The following is a 1,091-nucleotide window of genomic DNA, read 5'->3' as shown; positions in this document are numbered from 1 at the left end:
CTTCACGGGCGCGCAAGGCATGGCGGGCGAGATCGGCCACACCATCCTGCAGCTCGATGGGCCGCTGTGCTCGTGCGGGCGCCGCGGCTGCGCCGAGGCCTTCTTCGGCTCGCGCGCGCTCGAGCGCGAAGCGCCCGGCATGGCGCACGCGGGAGCCTTCTTCGGCGTGCTGCTGCAGAACCTGTGGGTGACCTTCGATCCGCGCGCCATCGTGCTCGGCGGCAAGTCCTGCACCGGCCATCTCGGGCTGGCGCAGGCGGCCTTCGAATGGGTCGGGCGCCATGCCGATGCGGCCGGCATGCCCGCACCCGATCTGCGCATCGCGCGCTACCTTGCGCTGGCACCCGCCGTGGGTGCGGCGGCGCTGGCGCTGCACGAATACCTCAGGCCGCTGCAGCCCGATGCGCGCACGCGCCGGGCCCGCGCCGCGCGCAACGACGAATACCGAATACCTTCTGTTTAAAAAGATCGGCGGCAGGCGGCCGCGATTGCGGTGATGCACGGCGACATGCGCAAACCGCCTACGCGCATCGCCGCGGCCTTGGCCTAGGTTCGATCAAAAACCTGGAGCCCACGCCATGCCCGATGCCGCCGCGCGCGTTCGTGCGCCTTCTTCCGCGCTGCTCAAAATCACTGCCGCCGTGATCGGCCTTGCAGGCCTGGGGCTGGGGGCGGCAGGCGCATGGCTCGTGGTGCTCGGCGGCTCGTGGTACTACCTCGCGGCAGGGCTCGGGCTCATCGCCTGCGCGGTGCTGCTGCCGCGCGGCAGCGGCGCGGGCCTCTGGGCCTATGCGGCCGTGGTGGCGTTCACGCTGGTGTGGGCCCTGTGGGAAGTGGGCTTCGACTGGTGGCCGCTGGCAGCGCGCGGCGACGTGTTCTTCGTGCTCGGCCTGTTCCTGCTCACGCCCTGGGTGGCGCGTGCGCTCGGGCGCCGCAGCGCCGCGGGCGTGGCGCCCGCGCGCGGCTTCCTCGGCGTGGTGCTGCTGGCCTTCCTGGCTGCCGCGGTGTTCTCGTGCCGCGGGCGTGGCGCCCGCGCGCGGCTTCCTCGGCGTGGTGCTGCTGGCCTTCCTGGCTGCCGCGGTGTTCTCGTG

At 72.7% G+C, this 1,091-nt stretch carries 1 protein-coding gene and 1 pseudogene; both read left to right on the top strand.

Annotated elements, in window-relative coordinates:
* A partial coding sequence (locus tag AC1DOC_RS34720) for an ROK family protein (protein ID WP_478131719.1) occupies positions 1-463 on the top strand: 463 nt, incomplete at its 5' end.
* Positions 464-578: 115 nt separating this feature from the next.
* Positions 579-1,091 (top strand): annotated as a pseudogene (locus AC1DOC_RS34715) (hypothetical protein); the annotation flags it as partial.

It is taken from the genome of Variovorax sp. 01T439_2, assembly GCF_056398445.1.
The sequence above is the reverse complement of the archived record's forward strand: the minus strand, read 5'-3'. Positions and strand labels throughout refer to the sequence as shown.